General features: G+C 40.4%; 19 protein-coding genes. 5 read left to right on the top strand and 14 right to left on the bottom strand.

The window, feature by feature from the left end; translation table 11 throughout:
- Positions 1-185 precede the first annotated feature (185 nt).
- A complete protein-coding gene (locus AAEY94_RS08315; RefSeq protein ID WP_350978380.1) occupies positions 186-1175 on the bottom strand; it encodes an AraC family transcriptional regulator in 990 nt (329 codons plus the stop codon).
- Positions 1176-1607: 432 nt separating this feature from the next.
- On the opposite strand from AAEY94_RS08315, the gene AAEY94_RS08310 reads away from it, so the two are divergent.
- Entirely contained in the window at positions 1608-3017 is a 1410-nt protein-coding gene (locus tag AAEY94_RS08310; RefSeq protein WP_350978378.1) for an FAD-binding oxidoreductase, read from the top strand.
- 401 nt (positions 3018-3418) lie between these two features.
- Here AAEY94_RS08310 and mdoH read toward each other — a convergent pair whose 3' ends face one another.
- Both mdoH and AAEY94_RS08300 read right to left on the bottom strand, forming a co-directional pair.
- Entirely contained in the window at positions 3419-5602 is a 2184-nt protein-coding gene (mdoH, locus tag AAEY94_RS08305) for a glucans biosynthesis glucosyltransferase MdoH (RefSeq protein ID WP_350978413.1), read from the bottom strand.
- An 11-nt stretch (positions 5603-5613) separates the two neighbouring features.
- Positions 5614-7293, bottom strand: a complete 1680-nt coding sequence (locus AAEY94_RS08300) for a glucan biosynthesis protein G (RefSeq protein WP_350978376.1) — start codon at positions 7291-7293, stop codon at positions 5614-5616.
- Positions 7294-8179: 886 nt separating this feature from the next.
- Between AAEY94_RS08300 and AAEY94_RS08295 the strand changes: the two genes are divergently transcribed.
- A complete protein-coding gene (locus tag AAEY94_RS08295; protein ID WP_350978374.1) occupies positions 8180-10315 on the top strand; it encodes a TonB-dependent receptor family protein in 2136 nt (711 codons plus the stop codon).
- A 278-nt stretch (positions 10316-10593) separates the two neighbouring features.
- Here AAEY94_RS08295 and AAEY94_RS08290 read toward each other — a convergent pair whose 3' ends face one another.
- On the bottom strand, positions 10594-11997 hold the full coding sequence (locus AAEY94_RS08290) for a methyl-accepting chemotaxis protein (RefSeq protein WP_350978373.1): 1404 nt from the start codon (positions 11995-11997) through the stop codon (positions 10594-10596).
- Between the two features lie 359 nt (positions 11998-12356).
- The gene (locus tag AAEY94_RS08285; RefSeq protein ID WP_350978372.1) at positions 12357-13145 is read right to left on the bottom strand and encodes an AraC family transcriptional regulator; all 789 of its coding nucleotides are present in this window, start codon (positions 13143-13145) and stop codon (positions 12357-12359) included.
- Between the two features lie 103 nt (positions 13146-13248).
- Here AAEY94_RS08285 and AAEY94_RS08280 point away from each other — a divergent pair, with 103 nt between their 5' ends.
- Entirely contained in the window at positions 13249-14457 is a 1209-nt protein-coding gene (locus AAEY94_RS08280; protein ID WP_350978371.1) for an MFS transporter, read from the top strand.
- 184 nt (positions 14458-14641) lie between these two features.
- Here AAEY94_RS08280 and AAEY94_RS08275 read toward each other — a convergent pair whose 3' ends face one another.
- The 7 genes from AAEY94_RS08275 to AAEY94_RS08245 all read right to left on the bottom strand — a co-directional run bounded on the left by AAEY94_RS08275 (position 14642) and on the right by AAEY94_RS08245 (position 22040).
- On the bottom strand, positions 14642-15190 hold the full coding sequence (locus AAEY94_RS08275) for an HPP family protein (RefSeq protein ID WP_101088546.1): 549 nt from the start codon (positions 15188-15190) through the stop codon (positions 14642-14644).
- 176 nt (positions 15191-15366) lie between these two features.
- Positions 15367-16287 carry an aromatic amino acid DMT transporter YddG gene (gene yddG, locus AAEY94_RS08270; protein ID WP_350978369.1) on the bottom strand — a complete coding sequence of 307 codons (921 nt, stop codon included), beginning with the start codon at positions 16285-16287 and terminating at the stop codon, positions 15367-15369.
- A 274-nt stretch (positions 16288-16561) separates the two neighbouring features.
- On the bottom strand, positions 16562-18910 hold the full coding sequence (locus AAEY94_RS08265) for a P-loop NTPase fold protein (RefSeq protein ID WP_350978367.1): 2349 nt from the start codon (positions 18908-18910) through the stop codon (positions 16562-16564).
- A 126-nt stretch (positions 18911-19036) separates the two neighbouring features.
- Positions 19037-19864, bottom strand: coding sequence for a nuclease-related domain-containing protein (locus AAEY94_RS08260; RefSeq protein ID WP_350978365.1), 828 nt, complete (start codon positions 19862-19864; stop codon positions 19037-19039).
- Positions 19865-20036: 172 nt separating this feature from the next.
- Positions 20037-20435 (bottom strand): hypothetical protein, encoded by a 399-nt coding sequence (locus AAEY94_RS08255; RefSeq protein WP_350978363.1) that lies wholly within the window; start codon positions 20433-20435, stop codon positions 20037-20039.
- 3 nt (positions 20436-20438) lie between these two features.
- Positions 20439-21356 (bottom strand): zinc dependent phospholipase C family protein, encoded by a 918-nt coding sequence (locus tag AAEY94_RS08250; protein WP_350978361.1) that lies wholly within the window; start codon positions 21354-21356, stop codon positions 20439-20441.
- A 510-nt stretch (positions 21357-21866) separates the two neighbouring features.
- Positions 21867-22040: a hypothetical protein gene (locus AAEY94_RS08245; protein WP_188923198.1), complete on the bottom strand. Its 174-nt coding sequence runs from the start codon at positions 22038-22040 to the stop codon at positions 21867-21869.
- 209 nt (positions 22041-22249) lie between these two features.
- On the opposite strand from AAEY94_RS08245, the gene AAEY94_RS08240 reads away from it, so the two are divergent.
- On the top strand, positions 22250-23131 hold the full coding sequence (locus AAEY94_RS08240; RefSeq protein ID WP_188923199.1) for a BrxR family transcriptional regulator: 882 nt from the start codon (positions 22250-22252) through the stop codon (positions 23129-23131).
- Positions 23132-23148: 17 nt separating this feature from the next.
- Positions 23149-23922 carry a hypothetical protein gene (locus AAEY94_RS08235; protein WP_350978360.1) on the top strand — a complete coding sequence of 258 codons (774 nt, stop codon included), beginning with the start codon at positions 23149-23151 and terminating at the stop codon, positions 23920-23922.
- A gap of 432 nt (positions 23923-24354) precedes the next feature.
- On the opposite strand, the gene cas6f is transcribed toward AAEY94_RS08235, so the two are convergent.
- Positions 24355-24948, bottom strand: a complete 594-nt coding sequence (gene cas6f / locus AAEY94_RS08230) for a type I-F CRISPR-associated endoribonuclease Cas6/Csy4 (protein ID WP_350978358.1) — start codon at positions 24946-24948, stop codon at positions 24355-24357.
- A 19-nt stretch (positions 24949-24967) separates the two neighbouring features.
- Positions 24968-26017 carry a type I-F CRISPR-associated protein Csy3 gene (csy3, locus tag AAEY94_RS08225; protein WP_350978356.1) on the bottom strand — a complete coding sequence of 350 codons (1050 nt, stop codon included), beginning with the start codon at positions 26015-26017 and terminating at the stop codon, positions 24968-24970.

The raw sequence follows: 26017 nt of genomic DNA, 5'->3' as shown, positions 1-26017 counted from the left end.
ACGTGGTCAATGGTAAAAAGCTCTGGCGACATTAACCGACAGGGCTTTTTTACTGCAGTGATTTTGGTTAAATCAAAACGACACAATAAAAATAAACTAGGCCGTACGGCCTTCATCCGCATCAAAGCGCCTACCCATAACGATATGATCTACATGATGCAATAACTTAACTGGCGTTTTGTCATTTAACTATTTGTCAGCATTTTTTGTTGTTTGGCTCGCCATTCGCCAGCAGTCAGGCCAACATAACGTTTAAAGGCTTTTTGAAAGGCCGATTCTGAACTATAACCCACGTGCTCAGCAACGCACACAATACTCATGCCATCAGATAATAGCTTTGAAGCCAGTTGCATTCTCCAGCGATTGATATATTGCATCGGTGGTTGTCCAACATAATGATTAAATCGCTCCGCCAGTGATGAGCGGGACATGCCACACTCAATAGCGAGTATTGCTAGGTTCCATTTTTTAAACGGCTCTTGATGGATCAATATCAGCGCCCGGCTTATGTGCTCATCTTTCATGGCCGCGAGCCAACTTTGGCCCTGCGTGTCCGCAAGATTTTCCATGTGTTGCCTTAAGGCCTGAGTAAAAATTAATTCACTTAACTTAGTGACAATATTGCGCGCCCCCTCACTGGACTTGCGCATTTCACTTAAGGTAGAAACGAGTAATTGCTTCATCACCCCCTCACTACCCACATGCTCTTTGACCACCAGCATGTCTGGTAAGGTCTTTAACAGCGGATTTAAGGGCTGGGCATTAAAACCGATATAGCCGCAAATAAGTTTTGAGCGCTCACCTTCTTCACCAATTTTTACTAATGTAAACGGTTGTTTTTTTGCAGCAGTTTGTTGATAAAAACGGGCATCCGCTGCTATTCCCTGCCAATTATTGATGTTGGATGTCAAGGAATGGCTTGAACCCTTAGGAAACATAACGACGTCGCCAGATTCAAGTCTTGATGGTGCCATCAGCTTATTGTCAGATTTTACCCAGCCGTTGCCGTCCAACATAATATGAAAAGGAATAACATGTTCTACTTCGGTCAACATAAAAGAACCAATTAAATTCATCGTTGGATTAACTAATACCCATGGCTCTGCCGCTTCCACTTCAAAATAGAGCGCACCTTTTATATGTATGGTATCGAGTACTTTTGACAATATATCCATATCAATCATCCTTTAATTTATGCAAAAGCTAGCTTTGCACAATTCTTGTTTGTTCAATTTGGTTTTATTGAGAGCTTCATTACTCAATTTTTTTACTCGCGTTCAAAGTTTAGGTTAATAAATGGACGATTGGACATTAATTAAAGCGCAATGGCTATTCACTATTCGCGGTATACCACCCAAGATAAACTATGCTTTTTACATGGCGGGCAGATAACCGTGCTCACTGCTGATTATCAAAGCCTTGCCCCGTAAAAATCAGTATTCAAGGTCAATTAAATAAAATTCAATGACCTACTGGATTGGGTGGTTTTGATCTCGGCATCATTATGCAATGACTGGGTAAACACTGATGTTTATAGCTTATTCAAAACCTCGAATATAGAACGATAATCTTGAAGTAGAGCAGTAATGGATAGGAGTAATAAGCATATGAATACAATACGTTTTAAAAAAATAGATGGCACGGCTGTAGCCTTAAAGAAAAGCGACATTAACAGCTCTCTATCGGGAGAGATCATCATGCCTGACTCAAAAAAATATGATGACGCCCGCGCCTTATGGAATGGCATGATTGATATAAAACCGAGTTTATTTGTTCGCGTTAGCGATGAACAAGCGGTGGTCAAAGCTGTCAATTTCGCCCGTACCCATGGCATTTTGTTAGCGATAAAATCGGGCGGCCATAATATCGCCGGTAAGGCATTAGCGGATGGTGGACTGGTAATTGATTTTCAAAAGATGACAGATGTCATCGTTAACCAACAACAACAAACCGTCAAAGTCAGCCCCGGCGCAACCTTAGCGGATGTTGACAAGGCGACGCAACAATATGGTCTGCTGGTGCCAACTGGGATCAATTCAACCACGGGGATTGCGGGGTTGACCCTGGGCGGTGGTTTTGGCTGGACAACCCGAAAATTTGGTTTAACCATCGATAGTCTGCGCTCGGCTAAGCTGGTCATCGCAACAGGCGAACTACTCGAGGTTAATTCCAACCAACATGCGGATCTCTTTTGGGCAATACGGGGTGGAAGCAGTAATTTTGGTGTGGTCACTGAATTTGAATTTAATTTGCATCAAGCTGGCCCAGAGGTATTAGCTGGCATGGTAGTACACCCCTTTAATGATGTGAAAAACGTGCTGCAACAGTATCAAGCCGCCATCGATAAGGCTCCTGAAGAACTGAGTTGTTGGGTGGTGATGCGCAAAGCACCACCCTTACCGTTTTTACCGGAAGAGTGGCATGGTAAAAAAGTGGTGGTATTGGCTATGTGTTATGTGGGCGATATTGCCCAAGGTCAGGCTGCCACAGCAGAAATTCGAAAAATTGGCCAACCCATTGCCGACGTGGTGGGGCCGATGCCGTTTGTTGATTGGCAAGCCGCATTTGATCCCTTGTTAGCCGAAGGCGCCAGAAATTATTGGAAAAGTCTTGATATGGCGCAGCTCAACACTGAAACCGTGACCGAAATAGCACACGCCATCCAAACCTTACCCAGCGATGAGTGTGAAATTTTTATTGCTCACCTTGGCGGGGCGATGACAAAGGTGGCGCCGCACGAAACGCCCTGGCTCAATCGTGATGCACACTTCACCATGAATATTCACACCCGCTGGCAACATGCACAAGACGACGAGCTTTGTCGACAATGGGCGCGGCAGTTACATGCAAAGTTAACTCAATATTCAATGGGCAGTATTTACGTGAATTTTATCCCAGAAGGCGATAACAACAGTATTGGCGAAGCCTATGGCTCGAACTTTGCTCGGCTCAAAAGCATAAAACAGCAATTCGACCCCGCCAATCTATTTAGGATTAATCAAAATATTGTCCCCTAAATATTATCCACTAAATATAGTCTCCTAAATTAGCAAGCAATAGCGTCAGCCGAACAATATTTTCGGCTTACGCTAATTAAGCCTTCAAAGGCGGGGTGATGAATAAAAGCAAGGTCAACGGCATTAGCACGACAAAGTGTGTTAACTAACCTGTTGGTAAAATAGATTTTTTATCAGCTTAATCGACAAAGCGTCGCTGTGTCGTTCACATCTAGGCCGAGGCGGATTAAACAATCGTTTCTGCGTGCCAGAACGCCTTGTCCAACCCTGTTTAACAAAGGGGTCCGTTTAAGGGGGTGCGACGACACGTTACCACCAATGTAGCGCTTAAATGGTGAATTGAATCCACCATCTTATTTTGTAGGTCATTATCCGAGCGGGATAAACCGCCCAAAAATCACCTAACAAAAAGACACTAAGCCCTCGATAACAAACTCCTCAGGGAGCTTTTGTAATTGTTTTAGCAGTAAAGGATTGCCCAGTAAATATGCCAATTCTTGACGGGTAAACAGCTTTACAATGTCATGCTGACATTGTGCTTCTTGTACTTTAACCCGAGTAATGGCTTCGAGTGATTCAACCGCTGAACCTGGCAAACGATGCGGTTTTTTGTCAATAATGGCTAAATGTAAATCCATTAGCTCTGAGTCTTTCAATAGCCTTGATAAGGTCCACGGCTCTGCAATGGCGTTAACGTATTCGTTACGGCGTTGTTGTGAATCTAGGCTCAGCTTCGGCGCACATACCTCTTCCGGTGTTGCCAATATTTTTAGGCCTTTTACCCATAAGCCAAAGCGCTCTGAGCCTGTCATGGCAGAAAGCGGCACTGCAAGCCATAAACCAATTAGCGCTGGGCTCATCCACGCCAACAAGGTAAGCGAATCAAGCACTGCGGCGTAACCTAATAACGCACCAATTAACATGTGCCAACGATGACGATAAATCAGGGTTAGCCAAGGTAAACTGCCGTCGTCACGTCGTTGTGGCGCCCAACCGCTGTCGCGTCCGGCTAAAATAGACATCACCGCACCGCAGTGGATAAGCATCATTATTGGCGCAATCAGTGCCGACAATATCACTTCAACTACCACGCTAATAATGGCTTTGCCTCTGCCACCTAACTGCTTACTCATGATGCTATTTTTCAGTAATAATATGATCCCAAGAATTTTAGGACCAAACAATATGCCCATGGTGATATAAAACAACCGTAGTGCACGGTCTGAGTCCATTACTGGCCAGGTGGGAAATAGTGAAAACTGGTCGGTAAAATACTCAGGGCGAATAAAGTGCGCTTGTAATGCCAGCATTAAACCCGACAAAATTAACATTAACCAAAAAGGCGATGACAAATAAGCCATTATCCCCGTGAGTAAATGTAAGCGGCTAACCCAATGTAATCCTTTACTAAACAACACCCGTGAGTGTTGTAAATTGCCTTGGCACCAACGGCGATCGCGCACCGCTAAATCGACAATAGACGGTGGGCATTCTTCATAAGACCCTGGAAGGTCTGCGGCAATGACCACGCTCCAACCAGCACGTCGAATCAAGGCTGCTTCAACAAAGTCGTGGCTCATGATATGTCCACCAAATGGCGGTCTACCTGCAAGGTTGGGTAACCCTGCTGCGCTCATAAAAGCTTGGGTGCGGATAATGGCATTGTGGCCCCAAAAGTTACCTTCTTTGTGGGTCCACCAAGATAAACCTGTACCAATTACCGGACCATAAATTCGCGCAGCAAATTGCTGTAGTCGCGCCATTAAGGTATTGCCATTGATTAAATACGGAATAGTTTGGATAAGCCCGGCATCAGGGTCTGCCTGCATCCGTCTCGCCAAACTAACGATAGTGTGGGTTTCCATTAAACTGTCGGCGTCTAGCACCAACAAATGGTCGTATCGAGCGCCCCAGCGTTTACAAAAGTCGGCCACATTACCGGCTTTGCGGGCATCATTTTTACGCCGACGGCGGTAATATACCCGCGCATCTTTGCTCACTTGATGGCGCAATATTAAAAATGCCTGCTCTTCTGCCAACGCAATATCAGGGTCGGTCGTGTCACTTAATATAAACCAGTCAAACGCATGACTTTCGCCGGATGCAACCAATGCCATCGCCATCACTTCGACCGCGGCAAAAACACGATCGGGTGATTCGTTATAAGTCGGCATTAATATCGCGGTGCGGGTATGCAGCTTTATGCTTTCGGCGGTTTCTGTCGTGGGCTTTTTGAGTAGCATAATAAAGCCGGCTATACCGCCGCTAAATGCCAATGCAATCCAGCAAAAGTTAACCGCAAACAACACTAAAACGATGTATTCAAGTGGCGTGACTCCGCCGACATTAAACACCGATACCATCTCGTAAATAGCCATAACCGACATGATAAAAGCGCTGCCAACCACTAACAGACGGCGTAATCCGTCTGACTTTACGCCATTGGCAATAATACTTTTACGTGGCATGCCTTCGGACAACGCACGTAAACTTTGCGGTTCCATTGGGCCTGGTCGCTCTAACGGCATTGCTGCACCACCGACCAACATAGGGTCGACGGCACTAATATCAGCATCAGGCTGCATCATGTTCATGCTTAAAGCGTCCAACGATAAAGCCAAGTTTCGACATCGCGTGGGCCAGTAAACTTCAGCTCAGCACGTAGCTCGATCAATTCAGCATCTTGTGGATCCATTTCAAACGCCAAACGATAGCCATTGGTTTTAGGCTGACGAGACACCACCACATTGGTTACTGCCCCAGCAGAACTCTGCACTTTGGCGACCGGGATTTCGTCGTTATTACCTTCTTTAACTTGATAGTCGATAACAAACAAGCGTCTCGGTGTGGCTTTAGCAATCTCAGCCCGGCCACTGGCGGTACGGGCCACAATCACAGTGCCATCATCAACTTCGGGCTCGCTGCCCCAAATTAACCGATAAGTAAAATGAAACTCGCTACCGGCTGCGATAGGTTGTTTAGGTTTCCAGTAACTGACGATGTTGTCATGAATTTCAGAGTCTGTTGGAATTTCGGTTAACACCACCTCACCCGCGCCCCAATTTCCGACCGGTTCAACCCATAAACTTGGGCGACGCTCATAATGGGCTTCGAGATCTTGATACGCATCAAAACTACGTTCACGCTGAATTAAGCCAAACCCTTGAGGCGAGTTGTCCATAAAGGCACTGACTTGCAATTGCTTTGGATTAGCCAGTGGACGCCATAAACGTTCACCGCGACCATTTAAGATCAATAGCGCATCAGAATCATGCACTTCGGGTCTAAAATCATCGGTGTTTTGGCGACCATTCATTGAATGTAAAAACATACTGGTGCTAGGCGCTAAGCCAACTTTAACTAAATCCACGCGTGGAAATAAGGTCGCTTCCACATCGATATGGGTGTTATCGCCGGGTCTAACAGAAAATCGATATGCTCCTGATACGCTAGGGCTGTCTAGCAAGGCGTGCACCACAATTAAGTTACTGTCGGTGTTTGGGCGTTCAACCCAAAAGGCACGAAATATAGGAAACTCTTCGCCTTCTGGTTCAGCGGTATTTAATGCTAAGCCCCTTGAAGACAAGCCGTAATCGCTGCCTTTACCCAAAGCACGGAAATAACTCGCTCCTTGGAATACCATAAGCTCGTCAAAATATGCAGGGTTATTGAGTGGATAATGGATGCGTAAACCAGAATAGCCAATATCTTGGGTCGGTAAACGCTGACTTAACACATCACCTGCAGTAAAGAACTCTGAGTTATAGGCTAAATGGTTGGCTTGCTTACCTTCAACTAGGGCAATTTCAATCAAGTCTTGGAAATAAAAACCCCGATGAAAGAGCTGCATTTGATACGGCAAACCTTCAGCTTTCCAAATAGAAGCTTCTGGCTTAAAGCGAATATCGCGGTATTCATCGTAGGAAATTTTAGCCAACCCTGGCGGTAATGGATCTTTAAGTTCCGCATACGGTTTTTGCGCTAATCGGCGGGCAATCTTAACCACAGAATCAGAATCAAAGTTAGCTGTTTTGGCAAAACGTACTTTGGTTTCTGTATTCAGATTATTAGCTGATTTAACGGTCGATTGTTCATCTGCATAAGTTTGCAGCGGTATAGTCACACTTGGCGATGTGGGTGTAATAATAGGCGGAGTGGATTCTTGTGCAGCAAGATTAAAACAAAGCCCTGCGGCCATGGCTAACGACAAACGCGTTAGCGCTTTTTTTACAGTGTGAGATGAGACCGAAGTACGACAACTCAGTAAGCTAACCATAATAGGCTACCTAAAAAATACAGCGTTAATATGCAAGTTTCAGAGCGGTTATTGCGGCAAAATGTCTTGGTACACAACCCTATGCTCTATTTCGCGAACGATATCAGAACGCCAAAATTTTGCACAAGTATTCATCAATAAATCTCATTAGCAGCTATAACATTTTAATCTATTGATATATCCAAATAGCACACAAGGAGAGCGAAAACGACCGTGTTGTTATACATTACATTTACAGGTTATTGATTTAGGTCACAGCAAATAGAATAATTGTAGCCTCAATATTTAATAACCTTTAAATACAATTATTTATTAAAACACAGGCCGAAGAGAATCCCCTCTATTTAGGATAAAAACGAGTATGAGTGAATTACCCTGCTATCAATGACATTTAGTACGCCAAGTTCACACTGACTGACTATTTACTAAAAGTTTACATTCACAAAAGCAACTAATAGAAAATACCCCATCACATTGATTAAATTATAAAATATATCTTAATAACTTTATTGAAACAAAGAGTTCTACAGTAATAACACCATAAGTACTGGTGTATACCTTGACGGCCTTAGCTCAAATGAGAATAATTATCAAAATCAATACCAAAAATATGTTTTGACCATTATGTTTACCTCCAGCTCATTGAAGTTAGCACCAAGTAACCAAGACACTATTTTTGAAATCGTAAATTCAGCCCTTTCTCCCCCCGCCAAAAAACACTCCATATTGCGCCATCGATAAAACGCTTAAACATCGCACTTGTTTACACCAAAGCATCTTTGATTGCTGACGATCGAGATTACTGAAGATCGGGGGAATAGTCTTTAACACGTTTACAGCCAACTTATCACTTTAAAACAGACCAAACGAAACATAGGGAATATGCATGTTAACTGAAAAGTCCAGATTCACTTTGACCACAATTGCTGTGGCCATTGCAGCCAGTTTTGCTAGCTCGGCAGCATTTGCTGACGACAAAAGTCAGACTGAAGCCAAACCTGAAGTCATTGTGGTGACGGGGAGCTTATTAGGCAATTCTGAAGTTGCAGATTTAAAAACCTATACCGGTAACCGCTCAATTATTACCTCTGATCAAATAGAGCGTACTGCAGCGAGGTCAATTGACACCGCATTACAGCAAGTCCCTGGCATTAAAATTAAAGATGAAACCGGAACAGGGGTTTTACCTAATATATCAGTACGAGGCCTAGACAGCAGCCGCAGTGGCTACGCCCAGCTCTTACTCGATGGAATCCCAATGACACTTGCGCCATATGGGCACACCGGCCAGTCATTATTCCCTGCCACCTTATTCATGATAGATAGAATTGATGTAGCACGCGGCGGAGCATCGATTCAGTACGGTCCTAATAACGTTGGCGGCGTGATTAACCTCATTTCAAAGTCAATCCCAACCGACTGGGAAACTAGCGTTAATGAACGCATGACCTTCTTTGGTGACAGTAATACCTTATTTGATACCAGCATCAGCACTGGCGGCGCAGTAAATGAAGATTTTTCGATGCGTTTTGATGGCAACATCACCAAAGGGGAATCGTTTCGTGAACACTCCGAAACCGACATTAAAAACCTAATGTTAAAGACCCTATGGAATATCGATGGGCAAAACAGCTTAGATGCCACGCTGCAATATTACGATGCTTTTTCTGAGTTACCAGGTGCCTTAAATACCGCCGCATATGAAGCTGATCGCGAGCAATCTCTACGCCCTAATGATGAATTTAATGCCAATACTAAACGAGTGTCATTGAAATACAGCCATGTTCTCGATGACTCGAAAGTTATCGATTATGGTGAGGTTGATCTCAGAGTATTTGGTAATAAAAGTTCACGTAATTTTCAGTGGGATTTTTATGACTCAAGCAAAGACACCGACGGTAATTTAGGTACTAGCTGGAGTGATACCACCCAGGATGCTACTCATCTGCGTAACTCTCCACGCGACTTTACCGTGTTTGGCATTGAGCCAACAGCAAGCTTGCTTATTGATGGTGATATTAGTCAGCACATTATCGCTGGCGCTCGTTATATTAATGAAGACATTAGCTACCAACTCAACCACATAGAAAAATCGACTCAAACAGCAACTCGTCCGCGTGACTGGCAAATGGATACCAATGCCATGGCCTATTATGTGAGTAATAAAGTGGGATTCTTTGACGACACACTATCGGTTACCCCTGGCATAAGATATGAAGATGTGCGCATGACCTTCACCAATGTTGGCCAAGATTATAGCCAAGATAATCACGTAACCGAGTGGCTTCCTGGCATCACCTTGGGTTATGAGTTCAGTTCAAATTGGTTTGCGTATACTAATGCTCAACGCTCATTGAGAACCCCGCAGATTTCGCAATTATGGCCTAAAGATCAAACTCTAGAATCAGAGCTATCTTGGAACTATGAAGCAGGCGTACGCTTTACCCCAACAGAACGCAGTAACTTAAGTATTGCCGCTTACCGTATCGATTTTGAAAATAAAATCGAGTACGACGGTGACGTTAGTCTGTTCGTCAATATTGGCCAAACTCGTAATCAAGGTATTGAGCTAGAAGGCACTTACTCACCGATGTCGCTACCAGATCTGGTTCTAACGGGTGCCTACAACTATTTAGATACTGAACAACTTGATGGAGAATTTGCCGGTAACGAATTGGCTTATGTGTCTAAACATCAACTTTCTGCCAGCGCTTTATACAGTATTAAGAATGTCGATTTAGGATTAATGGCATTTTATTACAGCAAATCATTTGCCGACCTGGCTAACACAGTTGAAGAGAATGTATCTGGTACATCGGGTGAAGTGCCAGCGTACACCGTGGTTAACTTCAATATTGGGACTGAGTTTTTCAAACAAGATAATCACGGCCTAAAAGTGGGATTATCCGTCAATAATCTATTTGATAACGAATACTACTTTAGAGGCTTAGATGTGTCTCCTGCAGGACGAGTGCCTGCATCAGGAAGATCACTGAGCTTAGATGTCGGTTACACCTTCTAATCGAGCAAGGTTGCTAAGATGGATGTCTTTAGTTTTAACTGAATAATAGTCAGCATGTTGTAAACCAACAAAGCCTCAACATTAATGTTGAGGCTTTGTTTTATTGATGGTCGTATTGATGGTCTTAATGGTTATCGAAACGAGGACATCCAGCTCTTTCATCAATGATAAATAGAAACGGAATTGCCGCCGAGCAGATTTAGATGGCCACTACAGCCACGGTAAGATTAGCAACACACATGCATGCAGCCAATCTAAATAACACCGCCCAATAAACGTTAAACAATCAAATCCTTCATCAACTCTTCCAGCACATCTGCCTGACGGCTCAAACTCTCGATTTCCTTTGCCGTCATATTCACTAGCTCCATCACTTGAATAGAGCTACTTCTAACAGAGTCGACATCATTGGCAATATTATCAGCCACAGCCCCTTGTTCCTCGGCAGCCGCTGCAATTTCCAAGCTTCTATCCGAAATATGCTGGTTTTGCTCTGCTATTTCATTAATATTTTGACTTGCACTTGTCATTAGCTGTTCACTTGATTCAGCTTCTTTTACCGTTTTAGCCATTACGTTCATCACACCATGACTATTGGTCTGCAGCGTTTCAATAATTTTTTGAATTTCAACCGTAGCAGCTTGAGTTCTACCCGCTAAGGTTCTTACTTCATCTGCAACCACTGAGAATCCACGCCCCTGCTCACCGGCTCTTGCCGCTTCAATCGCGGCATTAAGGGCGAGCAAGTTGGTTTGATCAGAGATGGCATTAATTGTTGCTATTACCTCACCAATTTCAGTCGCGCTAGAATCAAGTTCTGCAACAGCAACTGAGGTACCACGAACTTCCCCTGCTAATTGATTAATCTCAACCAAGGTTTTTTTAATCTGAGCTTGGCCTTGTGTGGTTTTCTCAGTGGCGCGCGATATTTGTGTAGATGATTCTTGCGCGTGGCTAGCCACTTCTCGAATCGATACCGCCATCTCTTCCGTTGCGCTCGCTAACGAATCAATACGGTCTTGCTGCACGCTGGCTAACTGAGTATTTTCATCACTACGAACACGTAACTGAGCACTAATTTGTTGGATCAAAGCAACTGCTTCTTGAGTGGTTTTCACCAACAGATGTTCACGTTCTGTGACCCTATCAACGGTTCTTGCAATCAAATTAAATTCATTACGAGCAGGTGTGTAACCAATGCGAGACGCAAGGTCACCCTCGGCTAACCTTCTCAATGCTCCATAAATATCGAATAGACTGCCACCGATGAAGGTATTTACATAATAAGAGCAAACAAACATCAACAATAAACTCAAGCTAATGGCAGTGATGTGCCATAAACCTAACCCAGTCAGAAAACTAGTGTCATCAACATAACTCAATGAATAGTCCAGCCCTGAAACCTGTGCGGATATATCTGTATTACGGCCAATATTAATCGCTGTATTTTGCAGTAAGGGCGCCAAATCAGATGCAGATAGCTGAGTCGCCGATGCCAATTTGGCAATCACATCCACTTGTTTTTGTGCTTCTACTGTTCTTTGTGAAGACGCCGCATCGACAAAACAAACGCCCATGACAACAACGGCAAGCACAGCCGTAAAAAAAAGAACAAGAAAATTTTCATGTAATTTTACGTTAATTAAATACTTATCTATCCAACGAAATGCAACTTGTTTCACGATGATATCTCCAATAAAAATGATCAGTGATTACCGAGAGTGGCGCATCACCTATCTTATTCAGCAGGTAATATTGATATAAGAGAAGACGTCATTCGGTCAATTATCAGAAATAATATATGACTGTCGTTAGCAGGTATTTCTAAATGACAAAACTGGCATCTAGATCACGCAAAAAACGGAAAAAAAGACACTTAATGCAACTGAAAAATCACACATTGATAACCTTGCTCAAAAAATCGGCTGAAGTTGTCGTATGACGACCGTTGTTGGTTAAGGAGTAAATGTAGATGTAGATAAATACCGACATAGCTAAACACAAAATAACAATCACCTAGCCAACTTGTGCATACTTATTATCAGTAAGCATTTAACTCGTTCATGTATTTCATCGGTGATATTTTCATTACTTTTTTAAACATGGTAATAAATGCGCTTACCGACTCATAGCCTAATAACTCAGACACCTGTTGCACACTCTGTTTATCTGAAAGCGCTTGTAGTGAAATAATGATATGCAGTTGAGTGCGCCATTTTCCAAATGTCATCCCGGTTTCTTTTGTGATCAGTCGCGCCAATGTACGCTCTGTTAAGGCAAATTGTTTGGCCCATTGCGGCAGTGTTTTTCTATCGTTAGGCTGATTTATCAATTGCTGGCTCATCGCTTGAATCACCACATTTTTAGACAGAACAAAGTCTAAATGTTGAATAGGCATCTCAATGAGTTGCTCAAATAGTACCTGTGCAAGCCGTGCGGTTTTACTGTCTACACGATAATGCTGATCGCTGCCAGCAAGCGCGCACATCAACTCTTTAACTAAAGGTGTAATAGCCAATGTACAGGTATTTTGCGGCATTCCTTGCATGCTGCCATCAATAAATACATGACAGAGCTCAGCATTATCTGAGGCGCGATTACTGTGAACTTTATTTGCAGGGATCCAGATAGCGCTATGAGTTGGCACCATCCACATTTTTGCCGATACCTCACAGGTAACATAACCATGCAAAGCTAAAATTAACTGGCCTTTAGGGTGAGTGTGTAAAGGGATCTCATGGCTGGCACAGGCGTGCTCTATCTTGGCAATAATGGGTTGCGGCATATATTCAAAATTCTTTATTTCATCCCAGCCAATTGCTTCAAACATAATTTTGTCAGTTTTTCGTTATTTAATGTCACTATCTCTAAATTATATCGTTCGACAAATCTTTATACTAGCAACCATTATTAAGTGAAATCTAAAGCAGCTAATGACGTTAAAAACTGACAATACTAAACCACAGTCTCGATTCTCTGGCGCATTACTCGTAATAGGAATTTTGCTTATTGCAGCTAATTTACGCGCGCCTTTTACCGGCATTGCTCCTGTGCTGGAGCAAATTATTAGTCACTTTGGCCTAAGCGGATCTCAAGCTGGATTTTTAACCACTCTGCCACTAATTGCCTTTGCGATTGTTTCACCTATGGCGGCTTTTTTTGCCCGAAAACAAGGATTAGAACATGCCTTGTTTGCCGCGCTAATACTGATATTGCTCGGTATTGGAGCTCGATTTGTCGACTCATCAGCCATGTTACTCATTGGTACTGCCATTATTGGCGTCGGTATCGCAATTGCAAACGTGTTACTACCCAGTCTGATAAAACGAGATTTTGCCACTAAAATTGCGCTCATGACCTCAGCCTACGTGCTCACGATGGGAGTGGTATCAGGTGGGTTTTCGGCTCTGGTATTTCCGCTTAGTCAACTCAATGGCTTAGGCTGGCAACTGGCACTGGGCTCGGCAGCCATCATCACAGTTGCCAGCTTAATTGTGTGGACCGCTCAGCTGGGTAAACACACGAAACCAACTTATTCAGCACATCAATCGGCACCCTCGAAAAGTGTATGGCGCTATCTATTAGCCTGGCAAATTAGCTTGTTATTAGGCCTAAACTCATTTCTGAATTACATCATCATTACGTGGTTACCAAGCATATTGACCGACACCGGCCACTCGGCCGTTGAAGCGGGGGCGTATCATGGTGCCTTTCAAATTGCGACAGCACTTCCTGGCTTAATATTAATTCCGTTACTGGCAAAATTAAAAGATCAAAGCGCGCTAAGTTTTATTTTGGCACTACTCAGTGCAGGCAGTGCACTTGGGCTGCTTTACATGCCTCACTTTGCTTTTGTATGGACACTAATGCTGGGGTTTTGCTCTGGGGCCTGTTTTATTTTGGGACTATCGTTTATTAGTTTACGCACCGATGATCCGCACCAAGCCGCATCGCTTTCTGGTATGTCACAAAGTGTGGGCTATTTACTGGCAGCCGTTGGGCCTATGGTAGCGGGCGCGTTGCACACTTCAACAGGCAGTTGGGATGCGCCATTATGGTTATGTGCGATTGCTGGTGTGCTGTGTGCACTATGTGGTTTAGGTGGCGGCAGAAACACCACGTTACATAAGTCGGTTAACTAGAAATACACGGCTTGATTACTGAGTTATACACTTAATATCACTATCCCGATCAAGCAAACTTCATTGGAGAAAAACGATATTGAGCAACATCAGGTCAAGCCGAAAACGTTGTAGGTCACTTCAAAAGTAAATCATTGAGCTAAACGAGTTGCGGTCACGACAGAGTATCTACCGCACCGGACGCTTACACCCAATAAACAGGATAGTGACGCTTGGGGTCTGTGGAAAGGTTATTGACCACTAACGCGACGATCAGGAGTAATACTGTACCTAAAAAAACTGGCATTAAGGCATAAAGAAAGCCTAGCTGATGAACGTTTTCACCACCAATAACAGCAATCAATGCTGTGGCACCGCCGGGCGGATGAAGGGTTCTGGTAAAGTACATTAACGCAATAGATAGTGATACAGCCAAAGCGCAGGCAAGCACGATATAATCAGTAAAGACTTGATAAACTGCAACACCAATTAACGCTGATATTACGCTACCACCTATTAAATTACGGGGCTGAGAAAACTCCGCTAAGGGGGCACCGTAAACCAACACTGCTGACGCACCAAAAGACCCTATTACAAACATGCTCCCCATAGGATTCGCGGCCGTATAAAACGCTAAGCCTGCAACTAAATAAATACCACAAAATGCGCCAATCCATGACCAAATAATTTTCTTAAGCGGTTGCCTGGGAGGACAAATATCCTTTGATCGCATGCGAGTAAAATAGAATCTCATTATGTTAATCCGAGTGAAATAGAGTGATGCGTTATTAGTGTGTGATCTTCGAAATACGGTTGCGAGCAGCAAATTAGCGCTAAAGAAACACAATTGCAATTACACCCAACCAAAATCCTCTTGGAAATAAGGTAATGCTACTTTAGTGATCTCGTGATGATCTAATGATGTGAATATTAATGAGATAAAGACGGTTTTTTGGTTCTAGTGACTAAAAAACAAATAAGAGAGCCTAACGTGACCAATGCTACGCCCTGCCAAAATGACCCCGTGAGCGAAATCGACAAATAAACAGAAGCAAACATGGTCGAAAACACTGGGGTAAAATATGACAAGGTGCCTAACAATATAATATTTCCACCAATAATGGCTTGGTTCCACAAAGCATAACCGGTGCCGATTACCATACCAGCAAGTAATAGTGTAAAAGTTGATGGTAAGGTGAAGTGTAAACTGGGTTCATTACTTAAAAAATATTGTATCCATAACGTTGTCGCTGTCGCACTAAAAAACAGTGTAATGGCATTTTTCCCGTTACTGATTTTTTGAGTGACTACACAATAAATCGCCCAAATAAATGCCGCAGAAAAGGCCATAGAATAGGTTAATGGGTTGTCCGAAATATTACTTAACAACAGACTGAGTGAAATACCTTGGTCGCCAGCAATACACCAAGCAACGCCTGTAAATGCCAACAAAACACTCGGGTAAACCAAAACATTCACTTTGTTACGACTAATAATAACACTTAACAATATCGTCAGCGCAGGCCATAAGTAGTTAATAATCGACATTTCCATTGCTTGAAGTCGGCTATTGGCCATGCCTAAAGATAATGCGAGGCAGATTTCATAAGTGACAAATAACCCGCCGCCGATAAATAAATATCGTTTAGGGTAATCTTTTATTTTGGGTATTCCCATAACCGACATTAGAAATAACGCACTGACGGTATACATCATTGCAGCGCCAGCAATGGGGCTAAATAATTCGGATAAATCGCGGATTAATGCCGTGACGGTACTCCACAGCAAAATGGCAATAACGCCATAAAACGTATACTTTGTCGCTGAACCTAAACACTGACATAACCGCATATAAAATAACAATCACTTAGCTGAATGATTAACCCATACTTTGACATAAAATAAACCCGTAGTCTGACAAATCGGAACATCTAAAAAATAGACATCTATGGGAGGATGTTATTTTCTTACGAAAAGCAAAATGGCTTATGTTCTATCTAACAAACTTTTGGATAGAAACGAGTGTGAGTTTAACTATAAAGTTTCACATACACATTAAAATTAGTATTATTAAGTTCTGTAACCCTAATGATTATCTCTAATTAAGAGCTCCCACAATCTCTACTTAATTTGAATTTGAGTCAAAATTAAGACTATCTTTAAACACTTCAAAATTACTTTTTAAATCATCATCTGCAATACACATTTTAAATTTCTCTATATCTTGAAATATCTTGTCGGGAGTAATTAAGTCTTGAGCTCTATTATCCCAATCTCTCAACGCAGAACACATCCTCACAGAAAACGATTTTAAATCGACAAGTTCAGCGATCACCCTTGATTTTTTTTCACTCGCTTGATCCGCACACAATCCAAAATATACGAAAAAATATACAGAATCGTACTCAAATAAAGCATTTAGCATATTTGCATGTAGGTGTGGATAATTGAAACCAAAATCGTCTTCAATAACGCTATATAAATGCTGAATCTTAAAGTATTCATCATATGTGAGAACCTGATTTTGCGGAGACAAAACAACTAACAATACAAACCAATCTACCACTATCTCAGGAGTTTCTTTGTGTTGCCAAGCAATAAATTGCGCTAGCTTTGGTAAGTGAGTTTTTGATAGTAACCACTCCATTATTTTTGCTTTTTCGGTGTGCTCTAGTTGGTCAGGTTTAATAGAAATAACATCAACATAGTCTTTATCTTTTACAGCATTTGCTGAAAAACCTTGTATTAGAAGCTTGAAGTATCCTTGCTTATCGTTAGCTCCTTGATATCTAAATGATTGCGGGCTGATACTTCTATCATTAAATGATGGCTCACTATTTGTAAAATAACCAATCAGTTCTTCTTCAGCCCTCATCTTATTGCTCTTTTTCTCTTCGAGAGGGACTTCATCAACTACACTTTGTGTATCATCTGACGGAAAGTAGTTTTCGAAGAGATTGGAAAACATATTATCAACTGATTTGTCCCTTACTAGCTCAATGAATACCGAAGGGCTACAGTACATAAGGGTATTAAATACCAATAAATCATCAATACAAACCTGACCATGTAACGTACGCCAAGATTCGATGGTCTTGTCTGCAAATCTATTGAACACTCTAGGAGTATCAAACAAAGAAGCACAATGATCTAAAAACTTCCCTTCATACTTAGTAACTTCATGGCTAGAAAATAAATCAGGGTTGGATTGAATCAAGCTGTCTCTTAAATTAAGTAGATTTTTCATTGTGTCAGCAAAATTAGGGGCTGGAATGAATTCATAGAAGCCACAAGATTTCATTAACATTTCAGAGAAATGTGGCTCGTGGCCCACTGAAAAAACAAATCTAATTCTCTGATTTTTACTTAATTGAGCCAATAGATTTGAAACTTCATTAGCTAAGATTTCTGCACTCTTGTTTCTGTCTATATCTTCGACAACAACTAATAAATTCAGCTCTAAAGCGCCTAAAAGACTATTAATTTGTTCAAACTGCTCTACATGATCTAAACCTGAGTTAGTAAGTGCATTTAATATACTAGTAACAGAACCCGCCCCCTTCAACGCATCACGATAATTGTTTGGTAAACCAAGGTAAGCTACCATATCAGCATGAAGCGATATCTCTTTTATGATATGACTAATAATAGATTGAGAAATCGCTATTTCTTGAATGCCCCAACCATCTATTTTTACAGTTATCCAACCTTTGTGGTTATTCTTAAGATTGCTCATAACTTGCTCTACAATCCAAGTTTTTCCACTACCAAAGGAACCAATGAGCGCAATATTACCTTTGTCCTTATAAAGCTTCTGTGTCATTCGAGTGACGTATGGGATTCGATTGTATAAATCTATATCGGTCTCAGCATTGGTTGTTTCTTTACTCTGTTTTAGTTTGTAGCCAATTACTAACCCAAAAGTCATTAATATTAGCCAGCATAGGAGGCTGTTTAAGTATTCAGATCCATTTTCACTGAAAAATAGAAACTCCAATATGTGGATAGGAATCCAAAAAGCGAGAAAACACAAAGACATGATCACTGCATGCTGCACTCGCCATAACTGCTTGAAGAGTTGACTAACAATAACGAGCAACAACAAAGAGCTAATAAAGATGCATTTTGTCGCTATGGTAACTATCCCGACTTCAAGAGATATAAGATAAGCACCAAGTAAAAAAATCGGTAAAGGCATTAAGCATAAAAAACATAATAATCGTTGGTTTAGAGTGAGTCTTCTCGTAGGAAAAATCTGACCTGCAGCTTTGACATCATGAAGTATCACAGCAATGATAAAACCGCCCAAAAATGGAATTATACTCTGTGAGAAAATACCTAAGGAATGGGTAAAATCTTCCACAACACTCAAGATAGAGGATAGTAAAAATAAATAAACAATAGATGTGGCAAAAATTGCAAGCAATAAAGTCTTACATAAATATGACCCAACGAACTTCCCTATCTGATTCATTTTTATCCCTTTTCAATCAAGTGTTATTAAACTACGGCATTAAATAACACTTAAAATAACTAAAATAATGCGGCGTAACTTTTCGCTTCTCAGCCATGTTTTTCAACGGCAAACATAATGCGACAGTTAGTTGAATTTTTCTACAACTCTACATTTGGGAAAGTTTGAACAGCCCCAAAATTTAGATCCTGCATTTTGGCCTTTTTTAGCTTCACGTAACACCATATCTGATCCACATTTTGTGCAAAGCTTGTCGGTAGTTTTTTGCTTAATGATCACTTTAACATGAGCTTTATGGGCTTGGTTTGTTGAAAATCCTCGCGCTAAACGACCTGATTCAATATTTTTGATGACATCTAAAACTTGCTGTTGATTCAGTAGTTCAGCTGAATGTGAACGAATGTATGATAAGCAACCACTTGCATGAGTGACATTCTCCGGCATCTCTGTTTTAAACTCGCTCTCACCGATAAATACAACTACTGAAAAGAGTGCATCTATGCTGATATTAAGCTGCGCTTCTAGTGTTTTTAGATGCTTATAATTTTGATGAATTGGATTTTGAAACTTAGATGAGTATTTAAAAATTTTCTGCGTCCACAGCTTTTGGTTAGCAGAGCCAAAAATCCATCCTTTCATGTTTTTTGTTTCAACAATGAACACACCAAATTGGGACACAATGATATGATCAATTTGAGTGGTGCCTTCTTTTGTTGGCAAGGTGACATTTTTGATTAGGTAATATTCGTTGCTAGGTAATTTCTTGAGTATCAAGTTGACCTGAAACTCACCAAAAACACCTTTAAACCAAGGAGTTCTGATTATAAAAGTCAATATAATTACAGGAAAGATATACCAAACCTGAAAAGCAGCACTAATCAAAACCCCTATGAGATCCACCGAAATATCCTTACTGTATTTGCAACCATAGCCTGATAAATCAACAATGGACATTCATGAAGATATGCAATTTCCTTATGTAACACGAAATTGCTTATAGCCTATGTGTAATGGCACTTCACGACCCATTACCATTTTAATACGTTTGCTTAAGCTCAGATCGTCTAAGAAAATTGTAATAGATAATCATCTAATTTGATGACCAAATATTTAAGCAACGACAAAATCATTGGCAGAGCAGAGCACTATCAATAGTAAATTCACAACTATCAGCTTTAGCATCTATCCAATGGTTTACATCCAATTTACCATTGCAACCAGCATCCTCAATAAGGGCGATATTTTCATCACAAAGTAGCAGAACTACATTACCACTTTGTATTTTCGCCATTATCGTAAAATCTTTAAAAGGAACAATTAACTGTGGATATTGCTTTGATATTTCAGACAATAATTGAGCACCATTTTCGACTTGCTCACCACTGAACTTAAGGTGTCCATCGACTGTTTGGGATAAATCCTTGAACTTTGATGCTAAATCATACATTGACTCATCATCATATTTATCAGTGCAAGAACAACTTAAGGATAAAAACATCAATGCAAAAAATACGATAAATTTCATCAGTTAACTCCAAGCGGTAAGGGTTTTATTTTCTGACAGGCCTGTATCTAAGTTCCAACTTAAAAACATATTATCGTCACCATCTTCAAAAACTGCTTTTGCCAAATAGCACCAATATTTTTGAACATTCTTTATCGCCAAATCAAAGATGTCATCGTAATCCATACTCCCATTTGGAGTCTTCAAGTTTTGAATATAAGACATATCAAGATCATCAATTGATGGATAAAGAATTCCAACTGAAGCCGCTACATGACGAGCAAACGGAAAAAGTCTATGCCCTTCATCAACATTGTCCACGACTAGCTGGAATCCTTTATGCCACGAATGAATTTCTGGAGGAGAAGAACTAAACTTATTTGGGTATACTGTTTCTAAAGCGTCATACCATAAACCATGAATGACACTATCCAGCTTAGATGAATCATTTAAATCAATACAAGAACCAATATTCAATCTGACACGATCAGCCAAACCAATGTCACCAAGGTTAAGACGCCCCCAGATATAGGTGTCCTGATTCATCTCACAGATCCGATGCTCTTTCTGATTTTGCTCATAAGGCCCAACTCTTAATTGCACCACAGGATGAACGGTTATGTCACAAATAACATGAGCTACGTAACCAGAGAGCCATGCAAATGCCCTTTCCTGTTCCTTATTTGATAACTTCTTCGTTAGGTTAATAAGCTTTTTAATAAATAGATCTACACTTTCATAGTGCATTTTATCAGCCCATTCATTCTGCTCACTGTCGCCGATTTTCAAATAAGGATAATCAGGGCTTACACACCCTAACTCCATGAAATTTTTCTCTCTAGAAAGTATCAATTTTGCCTTTTGTGGCATATCCAATTTAGATAGGTCATTGTTTGATGATGCAAGATTTACTGCCGTAATATGGGCAAATGCTCCAGGCATAAGAACTCCTTTTCAAAATTCATTTATTAAATTTACACACAAATCTAAAATAACTAAGCCACTACATTTCGGGGAAACATGACTGAAGCTGGCAATTCTAATAATCTAATACCGAATTAATAGATAATATTGGCCACATTAGGAGGTCGTATGACCCAAGTAACACTAGGGTCATACAACCTATCATATTTCTAACAAATAGTTAGTGTGGTAATGAGCGTAAATGTGAGCACACATTTTCCCATTGACCTGCTCGGTAGCGCATATATGCGCATACTCGGACAACTTTTGATCCAGACATAGCTGTAATCTCCAAAAATATAAAGGAGGGAGCTCTGGCATATTGAGTTGGAAGCATCTACCCTGTAGGATGTAACCGTATTAAAGTGGTCCTAAGGTATTTACTGACTTGAGACCTCCCAGTGTTGAGTCGATAATTATTGTTGGTAGCAATATTTATCACCAGCTCAATACTTAAAAGGCTTCTGCTAACTAATAGCTGAAGCCTTTTTATTTTTCTTTGGTAACACCTTTATAGACTCCTCCTGTTTTTTTCACACTCATAAATTGTCCCGTTTCAGAATCACGTTTCGTCCATAATTGTGTTTGTGGATTGAATACTTGAGTACGTTCACGTACAGCACCAATTCTTGCATTATCACCGTAAGGTTTGTTAACAGCCATTATCACGCTCCAAATAGTATATATTGTGTTATAAATTAACAATGGCACACTATGTAGTGTTTCCATTAATTTTATTATAATCGGATCAAAAAAAGATCGCAAGCATAAAGATGTGGAAAAAGTAACCACCAGATCATTTTGATGTTGTTATTATTTAGGATAAGTGCTAATTTTATCGTCAATATCTATAAAATAGCAGGCATAAGCACATGCAATTACTCCCTGTAAATCGTCAAGAGCGATTAGCTTTTATTGAACTCAATTTATTATTTGTAGGCACAATTACAAGGAAGACATTGAAGGAAAGGTTCCAAATTAGTGACGCTGCCGCAACTAGAGATCTAATAGACTATCAAAAGTACTGCCCTGATAATTGCACTTACGATAACAAACTCAAAGCATACCTATACAATCAAAGTAGCTTTACTCAACAATTTGAAATTGACGTTAATGTTGCATTGTTAGAATTAACGGGACAAAGGCAAAGTCTGACTCAGAAAACACATGAACGATTTTTGAGTAGTGAAACTCTAGAAATGATTACAAAACCGAAGGTTGAAATCGTTTCTGCAATAACGCGATCTATGGCTAGCGCTATTCCTATAGAAATTGAGTATTACTCTGTTCGATCAGGGAAGCGCCGAGCAGTCATTATTCCTCACTCTGTCGTTAATAATGGGGAAAGATGGCATTTCAGAGCTTATGACAGAGAAAAAGACCTATTTTCTGATTTTGTTATCACTCGAATTGAAAAGGTTAAAGGAATCAAAAGTAAGGTTAATAGCTATGAAAATAAAACTAATGATACTGAATGGAATAGCGAAGTTAGGCTAGTTTTGGTACCACATCCATTATTGCAGAATCCACGCTCTATTGAATTAGATTATGCGATGCAAAATGGTGAACATAGAGTGACTGTAAAAGCGGCCTTAATGGGATATTTTCTCAGGCATTGGAATGTTGACTGCTCGCCCGCCGATAATTTACTAGTTGGCAAACAATATCATTTATGGTTAAAAAATAATGAAGTTATCTTACATAACCAGCAAAGATTTTTTGTACCTGGTTTCGAAAATCATAAGATAAATTAAGGCAAAAATGGATAAAGATGATGTTAGATTCTTGGGTTGTGGATATTGATATAAAAGTCATTATTGCTTTGATTAGTATTGTTGGCATTCTTATAACTGCCATACTGAGTAGTGCTGGGTATTTTTACCGTAATAGATTTGAAAGCAAAAAAAGTGCAAGAAAAGTGCTCTATTTGCTTCTAGAGATTCGACACGCGATAAATGTGTCACTTTTTGATGTTGATGAAGTAACAGACCAATACATTGAATATTTTGTAAAGCGCCTACAAAGCAAAGGTATGCTGGTCAAGAAAGAAGAAATTGAAGGAACATTATTCGAAATGATAAGAAGTCATATCAATAATATAAATTCAGCAATTAAGACAGATATATCAACCCGCTTATTACCACAATTCGAAGATACGTTAATGGAACTAGCTTCTGTGGCACCGGTGTTGGCATATCAACTACGTGGCAAAGAAAAAATAGAAGCCTTAGTTGATCTTACAAACACATATCTTGAGAGAATAGATTCTGAATTGATTCCAACGGTGACCGAAGATTGGATGAAAAACTTGTTAGTCGATATTTCTAAACAACAGAAAAAAGATGCGTTGAAAGATATGTCAGCCAGCTTAGATACAGATGTAATCTTACTTGCAAAACATTGTGGAAGAAGTGACGTATCGAAATGTAGAAAGGCTTTAAAATCGGGAGCTAGCAACAAGTTAGACTTTCAAGATTTAGATAAAGTGATCGATAAAATCATAGATAAATTAATAGTTGCTGCTAGTGCACAAAATCCTAAATAACACCCTATACCAATACAAAATACCACCACAGCATGGGTTAAATTAATAACCGATGAGTAACCAATAAAAAGCCTCCTCTCAGTGACACAAGAGGAGGCTTTTACTGCCTTTTCGGCAGTTTGTGAGCGAACATATACGTCGAAACGATTATCTTCTTTTTCAACTGCCTATTCGGCAGGTCACAAAACCTAGAATTTCTGACGCTGCATTAATCAATTTTCAGCTGCCTATTCGGCAGGTCACTATTCATAACTTTTAACTCCGTTTTAGGTCTTATTTTCAGCTGCCTATTCGGCAGGTCACAATAAACTTACCAAATAAAATGCTATAAGATCAACCACTAAATATCCAAATAGAATAATGACCATTTAATTTTCAAGATGGGAAATATGCATAAAAATCATATAGTAAAAATAATTTAAAAAGAAAGGGTTAAACATTATCTGTTAAAAATGATAAATCCGGTACGGTCCCACTAAGTAACTTATTAGTGGCAAAGCCATAACTGTTAAATAATGGCTCATACCGTTTATCGGCCACTACCTTCTGAATATGTAGAATATAATCTTGATCGGTACTCTGACTAGTCATTGCAATTCGATGAAAGACATCAAGCTCTCTTGGCTCAGTATTTTTACTAGGTTCAAAAGCCTCGCCTCTCGCTATTGCCCGTTTTTCCAAACGTTTTAATCGTCGCCTTGCTTCGCCAACAAACATTTTTGCGATTGCTTGGTTTCGCTTAAATCTAACTTCAGGACAGTCAATTGCAACAATTTCAACCTCACTCACTTTAAAATAACCACAATCTTGCATGTCTTGAAAGTAGGACTGTTGTTTCAGATCATTTAATATTGATGCATCACTGTGAACAAACGCAACAACATTACCAATTGATGTTTCAGACCAAGCCGGAAAACTCACGCCTAAACCTGCTATGTCATGCTTACTGACATAACCATGTAGAACAAAAATACACCGGCCAGTTAGTAACTCAAGATTGGCTTCTTTAGGTAAAAAACGAATCATAAAATAATATCGCTGTGCGTTACTCACCTGTTTTTACCTCTGCTTTTTTCTGAAACATACCGCCTTTAATCAACACAGCAAATAGGTAATAAATATCAGGGTTTATGGCCTGGCTATCTTTTGCATCGAGCTGATTTAATTCTTCTAGATAATTTTCTGCATTAATAAAGATCGAATAAAAATTTAATGCCGTATTGGGCATTCGTCTAGCAATATTATTCTCTTTGTCTGCACCATATTCATGAACTCTCAATCGTTTCGAATCGCCCCACCAGTCATCAATTAACTGTAGCGCGGCTCCAATTTTTACTGAGTTAAAACTAACAGCGTACCGTCCATCCAAACATTTAACTTTTGAAAAGTTTTTGGTCACATCAACTTTGTCGGCTTTCATATTAAAGACTTGGCTAGGGAAGATTTCTTGGCAAAATGACGTGCTAATTTTAGCGGTAATATCAGCACTCCAATAAATCGTCGGATCAGTCAAAGCATTTGAGAGTTCAATGCTTAATTGCTCCAGCGTCTTCAAGTCATCGTCGTTCCAGCGACTTTCCCATGCTAGTTGGCGAGTATTTTCTACTTGATATGTATTACCAAGACTCGTTTTAATCAAGATATGAGTATCGCCAGAATTTTGATTTCGCCATAACCACGTGCCAAGCATCAGATTTTTACAGTATCGTGTAGCAAGCTCTTTATACCCACCACAAACATTAAATTGTTTAGATAATAGCTTTAAAAGCGCAATGACATCATCGTTATTACAAGCATTTGGGGATAAAGAGTTCGCTTGGACACGTAATGAAAAGCGACAATAAATATGCTCTACATTTGGAGGAACATAACACTCTTCAATGGTTATCGGATTACAATGAGCAAGATCTTGCGGGGCCACATTTTTAGGTTCAAAACTTATATTAAAACCTTCTGTAAAACCCGCTTTTTGACCACGAATACGTGTAATATCAGCCTCTAGAGGAATAAAGTCTGACTCAGGTTTTTTGTAAAAAAATACGGCTTTACCTGGGTGTAGTGAACGCTCATACTTTAAAAAATTACTCAGCTCCAT

This window comes from Shewanella sp. AC34-MNA-CIBAN-0136 (assembly GCF_040309945.1).
Classification (GTDB): Bacteria; Pseudomonadota; Gammaproteobacteria; order Enterobacterales; family Shewanellaceae; genus Shewanella.
Note: the sequence above shows the minus strand (reverse complement) of the source record. Positions and strands in the feature narration are given on the sequence as shown.

Coding starts and splice junctions, on each gene's coding strand:
- cas6f (WP_350978358.1), bottom strand. CDS start 24,948: ATGATTCGTTTTTTACCTAAAGAAGCCAATCTTGAGTTACTAACTGGC.
- csy3 (WP_350978356.1), bottom strand. CDS start 26,017: ATGGAGCTGAGTAATTTTTTAAAGTATGAGCGTTCACTACACCCAGGT.
- AAEY94_RS08280 (WP_350978371.1), top strand. CDS start 13,249: ATGACGTTAAAAACTGACAATACTAAACCACAGTCTCGATTCTCTGGC.
- AAEY94_RS08240 (WP_188923199.1), top strand. CDS start 22,250: ATGCAATTACTCCCTGTAAATCGTCAAGAGCGATTAGCTTTTATTGAA.
- AAEY94_RS08260 (WP_350978365.1), bottom strand. CDS start 19,864: ATGTCCATTGTTGATTTATCAGGCTATGGTTGCAAATACAGTAAGGAT.
- AAEY94_RS08300 (WP_350978376.1), bottom strand. CDS start 7,293: ATGGTTAGCTTACTGAGTTGTCGTACTTCGGTCTCATCTCACACTGTA.
- AAEY94_RS08255 (WP_350978363.1), bottom strand. CDS start 20,435: ATGAAATTTATCGTATTTTTTGCATTGATGTTTTTATCCTTAAGTTGT.
- AAEY94_RS08310 (WP_350978378.1), top strand. CDS start 1,608: ATGAATACAATACGTTTTAAAAAAATAGATGGCACGGCTGTAGCCTTA.
- AAEY94_RS08275 (WP_101088546.1), bottom strand. CDS start 15,190: ATGAGATTCTATTTTACTCGCATGCGATCAAAGGATATTTGTCCTCCC.
- AAEY94_RS08315 (WP_350978380.1), bottom strand. CDS start 1,175: ATGGATATATTGTCAAAAGTACTCGATACCATACATATAAAAGGTGCG.
- AAEY94_RS08295 (WP_350978374.1), top strand. CDS start 8,180: ATGTTAACTGAAAAGTCCAGATTCACTTTGACCACAATTGCTGTGGCC.
- AAEY94_RS08265 (WP_350978367.1), bottom strand. CDS start 18,910: ATGAATCAGATAGGGAAGTTCGTTGGGTCATATTTATGTAAGACTTTA.
- mdoH (WP_350978413.1), bottom strand. CDS start 5,602: ATGCAGCCTGATGCTGATATTAGTGCCGTCGACCCTATGTTGGTCGGT.
- AAEY94_RS08250 (WP_350978361.1), bottom strand. CDS start 21,356: ATGCCTGGAGCATTTGCCCATATTACGGCAGTAAATCTTGCATCATCA.
- AAEY94_RS08235 (WP_350978360.1), top strand. CDS start 23,149: ATGATGTTAGATTCTTGGGTTGTGGATATTGATATAAAAGTCATTATT.
- AAEY94_RS08245 (WP_188923198.1), bottom strand. CDS start 22,040: ATGGCTGTTAACAAACCTTACGGTGATAATGCAAGAATTGGTGCTGTA.
- yddG (WP_350978369.1), bottom strand. CDS start 16,287: ATGCGGTTATGTCAGTGTTTAGGTTCAGCGACAAAGTATACGTTTTAT.
- AAEY94_RS08285 (WP_350978372.1), bottom strand. CDS start 13,145: ATGTTTGAAGCAATTGGCTGGGATGAAATAAAGAATTTTGAATATATG.